The following is an 8,082-nucleotide window of genomic DNA, read 5'->3' as shown; positions in this document are numbered from 1 at the left end:
AAAGGCGATCGCAAATGTTGACCGCTCGCTCGCTATTCAGGTTTGGGACGAGCTGAAGGCTAAAGCAAAAAGAAAGTTGAGGGAAGAAGTTAAAACCCAACTGACCGCCCGCGAAAGCGAAAACTTTAAAATTTTAGTGACGTTCGGATTTTTGTTGGATATGCGGGTCAAGTATGTTGGCGACCCTCAGTACGCTCAACAGTATGAAGGGGTATTAGAGGTTTACGGTATGGATGAATACGGCCAGATTAATTGTCGCAAGCCCAACGGCTATCTCACAACATGGATGAAGCCGGAGGAATTACAGAAGCTGTAGCGGTTGAGGGGCTAGACGGGAAATACCAGTTTTCCCGCCTAGTCTCTGATCGCAAATTTCTAGCTTCTGTATCAGTTCTTAGAATATAGAGACTGATTTGGATGCCCAAATGCCTGCTGCACCGTTACCCCAAAAAAAAGCTCAACTCCCAAAACCTAGAGAGTCAAATAAAAATCGAAAATATTCTGAACTGCGCGATCGGGAATATTTACTAGAGTCAGAAGTCACGGCGATGATGCGGGCTGCCAAAAAAGGAAGATGGGGACACCGCGACGCAACTCTGATTTTGCTGGGATATCGTCACGGTCTAAGAATCTCTGAACTCATAAATCTTCGCTGGCAGCAGGTTGATTTTAAAAGTGGTCATCTCCATGTGAGGAGGCTAAAAGGTTCCCGACCGTCAACTCACCCCATAGTTGGCGATGAACTGCGATCGCTCCGGAAGCTGCTGCGAGAAAATTCTGAATCGCCATATCTTTTCAATTCAGAGCGCGGTGGCCCGATGACTGCGGACGCTGCAAGAAAATTAATCCGCAAAGCTGGGGAAGTTGCGGGGCTGCAATTCCCGGTGCACCCTCATATGCTCCGACATGGCTGCGGATACTACCTGGCGGCTAAAGGGATAGATACCAGAGCAATTCAAGATTATCTAGGACACGCCAATATCCACCACACAGTGCGGTACACCCAATTGGCTCCGCAGCGGTTTGAGGGGTTCTGGGAAGATTGAAAATAGTTCTCTGTAACTCTTGACAGTTACCTATATGTTACCTATAGTAGTTACAGAAGTGAATAGGTAACAGATAGGTAACATATGGCAAATCCATCGGTAGTGCAGGGCTTGATTGAAACATTGAATGGCAAGGGGTTTGAGTTAGATTCCACTGAAGGTTCTAAATGGTTGGACTCTATTCGTTCTTTTAGATACGTCCCCAGCAAAAGTGAAAATAGACCTTATACAGTTCGTAGGGAGTCTGGCAAAGGTGGCTCTTACTGGTATGGCTACAGGAGAATGGCGGGTACATTACACAAAAGGTATATATGCAGTGAATTTGAGCTAACTACAGCAAGACTTGAGGAAATCGCAGAAACTCTGAACACTCCCCCAAAACCGAAAGTTACAGATAAGGTTACAGAAGTTACAGAGACAAACCATCAAGTAGTTACAGATAAGGTTACAGAAGTTACAGATAAGGATACTGCTGACAGATTGACAGCTTTAGAATCACAGCTCCAGGCTTTGCAGGAATCCTTAGAATTGCAGGTAAAGACTTTGCAGGAATCGTTAGAAGGTCTACGGAGGGAACTGCCGGGAAAACTGAGGGCTTGAGTGATTCCCCTGAGTTACTCAAGCCTAATGCAGAAGTTACAGATAGTGAGTTACAGAATGAGTTAGGTAACTTAAAGGCGGAGAATGAAAAGTTACAGACAGAGTTGGGTAACTTAGGTAACTTTAAGACAGAGAATGAAAATTTAAGGGCGGATTATGCCGCACTTCTAGAATCCAGTACCCATGTCACCAATAAGCTGAGGCAAGAAGTGCAAGAACTGCAATCGCAACTTGACGCAGAAAAGAAACGAGTAGAGGAAGTGTGGGAGGAACTGGAAGATTCCCAGGAAGCTCGCGAGAATTTGCGATCGGAAAACTTGGAGCTGCAAAAAACTTGCACGCAATTGCAATCAGAACTCGTAGACCTCAAACAAAAATCAGCGCCTGCCGAGAAAAATTTTCCCGACGCCGCTGACGTGCTAAACCAGTTGAAAGCCAAGCGCAAAAAATCAAAAACTGACTTGGCGGACCTGGAATTTATTTTAGAAATTTTGGAAGGCTAGGGTAGTTAAGTCATTTAGTCGCCTCGACATTTCGCAGAACAAACAGATCGTTAATGCCACAGCCAAAATAATCGCAAATTTTCTCTATGGTATCTGGATCAATGCGGGCAGTCAGGGGACGGCCGTTATAAAGTTTGTTGATTGTCCCGACTGACAACCCCAGTTCGGTAGCAAGCTGCCTTTGAGACAGCCGCTGGTTTCGCTGTGCCATTAAAACTGCTAACTCGCAGTGCATACGCTTCATGCCTCCTATTTTCGTACAACCCGTGACTATGGTAGCATTCTGTATTACTAAACGATAATTTTGATGGTGTTTGGATTGACATTCTTTTCGGATGGCAGTACATTTTAAAAAAGAAGACAACAAAAAGCGGCCGGCGCAAGATTTTCGAGGTCAGCACCGACCGTGCCCTTTACGAGCAAAACTATTATGACAGATTCGACGACTCCGCGCGCCGCCAAGAAACTGATGCCTGCATTGGTGTCCGTGCGTCGCATGATTTCTAATGTCCCCCAAGGCTGCTTCGATCAGGCTGAGCTTGAAGCTGCTGCCACGCGAAGTTTAGAGTTGGGTGGATTTTTCGATCCTCCAGTGGTGAAACGAGATGGAGAAAATTATCAAGTTCTCTCGGGACACTTTGAGTTCCACGCCGCTGCGATCGCAAAAATGTTCGATCCGCAAGCAGGAGAAACAATCCCAGCGTTTATTGTTGAAACTGAAATTCCTGCTGAAATTTCCAAAACTGTACCCGTCGATCGATCCAGCTTAGCGATGCTCAACAGTGAAATCGGAGATTTAGTGAGTGGACTTGCGACGCTGGAGCGAGCTGCATTCAATTTAGAAGCCTGCGAGCAATTCTGGGAATCGGGATTGACACACGAGCAAATTTTAGACCGCCTCCAATATTTGCACGCTCGCTTCTGGGATGAGTTGCCGAAGGGTGGATTGGTCGAGCTCAACGCGCGAAGCATAAATGTGACTCGGATGCTCCGAACTTTGACAGATTTTGCCCTCCGCTGGATAACCATTTAGCGATCGCAATTAGCTGATTATGCCCCCCTTGGTAAGGGGGGTTTCAATTTCCACCACAAGAAATTCGTCGTATCATGCAAACGCTAACCCCAGAACTCCGAAGCCTGCTAACTCAACTTTCCCAGCAATTGCAATCTGAGCCTGACAAAAATCCACCGCTCCTAGAAATTTGGGACGCCTGGGTTACAAGTTTAGATTTACCAGAAACTCAAGACTCCCACTACTACCCAGCCCGCCGCCAAATAGTCAAAGCTGGCAATCCGCTCGTTGCTGATACTGGTTGGTTTTCGGGCAATCCCCTGGCGCCGAAAACTTATAACGAACGGCTTTGGCTCCTAAAGAGGATGTCCAACTGGGCTGTCGATGAAGGATTGCTTGCCAAAAATCCTTGGCAGAAAATCAAGCCCCGCAAGGGAACCAAGGAAATTATTACCCCTTTCTCGCAGGATGAAGCGGTCAGAATAATTGCTGGGTTTGACGAACTTTACCCAGCGTTGAATCCCTTTGCAAAATTTCTATTCCTGTCCGGCTGCCGAATGTCTGAAGCGATCGGACTTCTTTGGAAGCACGTAGATTTTGAACGCGGAGAAATTTGCATTTGTGAATCTCTTTCTCCGCTGCCCGGGAAAAACTACGAGCGAGTGCGGAAATTCACAAAAACTGGGAGCGTCCGATTTCTCAAAATAAATTCTGAGCTGACAAAAACTTTTGAGCAAGTTGCCCCTGCCCGCAAAAATCCTGAGGAATTGATTTTCAAGAATCCGACCGAGACAAATCATGTAGACTGCCACAACTTTCGGCGCTGCTGGAAAAAAGTGCTGGCTGCTGCAAATATTCCTTACCGCCGACCTCACATTATTCGGCACAGTTTTGCATCCCACGCGATTGAGCAGGGGACTCCCTTGACTGGTGTCGCGTATCTGCTCGGACATTCTGATACGAGAATGGTTGCTCAAACCTATGGACACTTAATTAACCGCCCGAGCCTTCCTCAAATCTTGGGAGATTGACGCTGAGTATAAACGCTTAGTTGAGGAGTGAAAATCGCTCTGTTTTGGCGGGAAAATCGGTTTTTCTCAAACCCTCTCGCAGCAAGCGTTTCTCTCCAAAAACTCACTCGTCGATGTATAAGGTCGATGTGGTAGAGACTGGCTAGGGAAAATCAACACTCAGAACGCACCTTTTTTTAAGAGTCCACACAATCAAATTAGATGCTCGCAGCTAAAATAAAACGATGGATCTAGTAACGCAGAGAAAATTGGTACAACTGCTCTGGGGCCCTTACCCTGATGACGAACCCTTGAGGTTTTTTTGGGAGCGCCAGAGAGAACTTTCATGGAACCGCCCAGCTTTCATAACGGTGGCCATGCGAGTTGCCAATGAAATTTTTCTAGCAGAACTCAACGACAGGCGGAATCTCGACAAATCCTTTAGACACGTTCTTAGTCGAGTAAATATCCTCTCAGAGTCCTACCAGCATCTGCGTAGACCAAGGTTTTGTTCTATCAAGGATTTTTTCAACGATAATCCTGATACGTTCCTAGCCTCAGTCGTAAGCCTAGCTGAGTGCCGAAGTTTTATTTGGAGCTTACCATCGCTACAGCCTGAACCTTCCGGGAGTCCACCAAAAGGCTTTATCCCACTCCCAGACGCTGAAATAGGTGGCTGTGCTCGCAACGACAGCTTAATCGCACCCGCAATCAACTAGCGGGGCGGTCTCTTCTATGCTCTAAATTTCCCAAAGCCTACAAACGCCAAAAAACCGCTGCTTGCAATTGAGACCTGCGCTGCAACGGCTTTTTGGAATTCAGTCCACACTCAACTCGCTGGGCGCGAGAAATTTTCATGTACAACGATTCTACTCCGATCGGCGGTAAAGTTTCAAGCAGCCCTGCTGCCTTAGTCGATGCAATTTCTAAAATGCCCGCAGAATGGGCTTTGACACCCTGCGTAGGGAAAAAGAATTTGTGGCCCAACTGGAATAAAGCCAAACTCGATCACGCTCAATTAATAGAAGCAATCCGCACCAGCACAAACCACGAAGGCAAGCCGTGCAAGTGGACTGGGGTCAGCATTGTTACTGGCCCGCTGTCTAATGGGGTTATGGCGATCGACTTTGACGGCCCGCTGGCATGGAAAAAATATCTTGAGCTATCGGGCAATTGGGTGCCACCCCTAACAAAGCACTGGACAAGCGGCAAAGAGGGGCATTTTCAAATTCTGCTATCTGTGCCGTCGCAAAAGTGGGAGGGGCTGCAACCGAAAAAAATTGAGCTAGAAAATGGGGAAAAACTAGAACTGCGCTGGAATCAGTGCTCCACCCTCCCCCCGTCGATTCACCCCGACACCCAAAAACCCTACATCTGGGTAACGGAGGAAGATATTGCAGAATGCCCCGACTTTATTCTTGACTTGATGCGCGAGGTTCCAGCAGCCGACTTGCCCAAAAAACTAAAACCCGAAACCACAACATATATAGATGCTGGTGATAAAAGCCTGGTTGATTTGTTGGAGCGAGAAATTCTCCCACGCCTGGACGCTGAGGAATTCTATGGCAGCTATCTAAAACTAAAAACTTCGGGGAAAAATCTGAAGGGCTTGTGTCCCTTCCACCAAGAAAAAACAGCTAGCTTTACTATCTCCCCAACAGAAAAGGTTTTTAAGTGCTTTGGCTGCGATGCTGGTGGCGGACCTGTGCAGTTCCTCTATCAAATGAATGGTGGCAGCGGTTCCCCGACCGGGAAGGATTTTTATTCTGTAGTGATGGAACTCGCCGATCGCGTCGGAGTATCCATTCCCAGGCAGAACCGGGGAAGCCAGAACCCAGAATCTAAAATCCAAGAACTAAAACAACAGCCGACAACTAATAAGATTTTGACTCACGAGCGGTTCAAGTCTCCCAGTACTGACTTGAGAAAGGAAGTTACAGCATTTTTCAACGCTGACATTACAGGCTCTAAGCTCACCACCGCGTTTGTAGAATTGGCACGCTCCAGCAATAGTAACGTTCAGCAAATCGAACGCATCTATAAGGAAACCCAAGAAGAAGCCGATCGAGACGAACAGCGACTGGACAGGAAATCCGATTTAGAGGAACTGCTAAAAATTAGCAGCCGTCGCCTGACCCTTGAAAAATACTTGCACCCCAACCTGGCAGAACCTATCAAAAAAGTTTCTGCCTGGATGGGAGTAGACCCCGAAGCCGTTCTCACCCACTTACTCCCAATTGCAGCAGGGCTAATAAATCCCAACTCTCGCATCGTGGTCAAAGACTGTACTAATTTTGTTGAACCATGCTTACTTTATGCCGCTGTAATTGCAGAAACTGGCTCTCGGAAAACTCCACTTTTGAACATACCAAAAGCGCCTTTGGTAAAACTTCAAGCGGAAGAAGACGCGCGATATAAGGCAGAGTTGGAGGCTTACAAGAAAGAACTTGACACCTACAACCACAGACCAAAGGAAAATAAAGACGATGAACCCCCCACGCCCCCACATCCCCCGCGCGAGTTCTACGTCGATAACGTCACGGTTGAGTCATTAGATGAAATCAAAGGATTCCAGCCAGACAAAGCATTCACCATGATTAAAGACGAACTTAGCGGCCTGTTCGCATCTCACGGCGCATATAAAGGTGGCAGAGGTAGCGACAAAGAAAGCTTTTTATCTGGCTGGGGTGGCGGTGGAGTTAAAAAGAATCGCCGCAGCAAAGACTCCCGTGTCAGCTTAGCTCGCGACTCTCTTTCCATCACTGGCGGCATTCAACCTGATAAGCTGCGGGCATTGTTCGGAGATTTTACAGATGCTCAAGGGGAGTGGGCCCGATTCCTCTGGTACCAAATGCCGATGCGTCCCTACAAGATTCCTCGCCACGGCGTAACTTACAGTTTGGGAGGCTTGCTGGAATCTATTTACAGAAAATTAGATTCTCTGCCAGAGTTGAAGTTTTACTTTTCCAAAGACGGGCAAAACTTTTACGACGATTGGTACGACAAAAGATACGAGCAAACCCGGAACGAGACAAAGCCCGGGTTAAAAGCTGCAATGGCAAAAATGCCCGGTCAAGCGGCGCGGTTAATTGGTGTGCTGCACGTTCTAAATGGAGTCAGCAGTCAACCAGCCGAAGTCAAAGAAGAAATCTCTCTAACTACTGTGCGGGCCGGCTGTCATCTAGCGCAGTTCTATCTAGGTCAAGTCACTATTTTGCAAGGTGACGGCGACGCACTCCACGGCGAGTTAACTCCTATCCTCAAATCTTTACTCGAAAAAGTAAATGACAAAGGTGAGCTAAACGCTACACAGGCTAAAAGTGCGGTGTGGGGACTCCGAACCAGTAAACCCGAGGAAATCCGCCAATACTTTAACGAGCTGGCAGCTATGGATTTAGCAGAGGTACAGGGTTCCGGTTCCCGACTAACCCTCAAGTCAAACTTGAGGAATGTTGAGGAAAACTTGAGGAATGTTGAGGAAAACTTGAGGAATGTTGAGGAAAACTTGAGGGGCTCAAAACGACCTCAAGCCCATATATATCAAGAGACTCAAAAAATAAATCTTCAAACACATGATGTTATTGAGGCGATTTCTCTTTCTGACACTGACGCAGTTGAGAAAAGTGTTGATGAATTTTCTGATTCTGAAAAAACCTCAAGTTCCTCAAGTTTTGCAGGAATAGAGCCTGAAAACCCTTTGCAGCAAGGCACAAGAGGACTTGAGGAATCCTCAAGTTTTTCCTCAAATTCCTCAAGTTTTTCCTCAAATTCCTCAAGTCTTGAGGAATCCTCAAGTTTTTCCTCAAGTGTTGAGGAATTTGCAGTACAAATCAAAAAGGCGATCGCAAATGTTGACCGCTCGCTCGCTATTCAGGTTTGGGACGAGCTGAAGGCTAAAGCAAAAAGAAAGT

Annotated in this window: 8 protein-coding genes; 7 read left to right on the top strand and 1 reads right to left on the bottom strand. The window is 46.9% G+C overall.

Annotated features, from left to right (window positions below; all coding sequences use genetic code 11):
- From QUB61_RS36095 to QUB61_RS36080, 4 genes are all read left to right on the top strand, one after another.
- Positions 1-316, top strand: a 316-nt coding sequence (locus QUB61_RS36095) for a hypothetical protein (protein ID WP_333190364.1), incomplete at its 5' end; no start/stop codon positions are given.
- 109 nt (positions 317-425) lie between these two features.
- Positions 426-1,046, top strand: a complete 621-nt coding sequence (locus tag QUB61_RS36090) for a tyrosine-type recombinase/integrase (protein ID WP_333134513.1) — start codon at positions 426-428, stop codon at positions 1,044-1,046.
- A gap of 84 nt (positions 1,047-1,130) precedes the next feature.
- A complete protein-coding gene (locus QUB61_RS36085) occupies positions 1,131-1,646 on the top strand; it encodes a hypothetical protein (protein ID WP_333134511.1) in 516 nt (171 codons plus the stop codon).
- On the top strand, positions 1,643-2,149 hold the full coding sequence (locus QUB61_RS36080) for a hypothetical protein (RefSeq protein WP_333134509.1): 507 nt from the start codon (positions 1,643-1,645) through the stop codon (positions 2,147-2,149). The genes QUB61_RS36085 and QUB61_RS36080 overlap by 4 nt, the downstream gene beginning before the upstream one ends.
- A gap of 10 nt (positions 2,150-2,159) precedes the next feature.
- On the opposite strand, the gene QUB61_RS36075 is transcribed toward QUB61_RS36080, so the two are convergent.
- The gene (locus QUB61_RS36075; RefSeq protein WP_333134507.1) at positions 2,160-2,393 is read right to left on the bottom strand and encodes a helix-turn-helix transcriptional regulator; all 234 of its coding nucleotides are present in this window, start codon (positions 2,391-2,393) and stop codon (positions 2,160-2,162) included.
- Positions 2,394-2,579: 186 nt separating this feature from the next.
- Between QUB61_RS36075 and QUB61_RS36070 the strand changes: the two genes are divergently transcribed.
- The 3 genes from QUB61_RS36070 to QUB61_RS36060 all read left to right on the top strand — a co-directional run.
- The gene (locus QUB61_RS36070; RefSeq protein ID WP_333134505.1) at positions 2,580-3,182 is read left to right on the top strand and encodes a hypothetical protein; all 603 of its coding nucleotides are present in this window, start codon (positions 2,580-2,582) and stop codon (positions 3,180-3,182) included.
- 74 nt (positions 3,183-3,256) lie between these two features.
- Positions 3,257-4,192: a site-specific integrase gene (locus QUB61_RS36065; RefSeq protein WP_333134503.1), complete on the top strand. Its 936-nt coding sequence runs from the start codon at positions 3,257-3,259 to the stop codon at positions 4,190-4,192.
- Between the two features lie 835 nt (positions 4,193-5,027).
- Positions 5,028-8,082: DUF3987 domain-containing protein (locus tag QUB61_RS36060; RefSeq protein WP_333134501.1), on the top strand; the 3,055-nt coding region annotated here is incomplete at its 3' end.

Origin of the sequence: Microcoleus sp. C2D2 (genome assembly GCF_036702495.1) — a bacterium.
Taxonomy (GTDB): domain Bacteria; phylum Cyanobacteriota; class Cyanobacteriia; order Cyanobacteriales; family Microcoleaceae; genus Microcoleus.
This window is presented reverse-complemented; position numbering and strand designations above follow the sequence as displayed.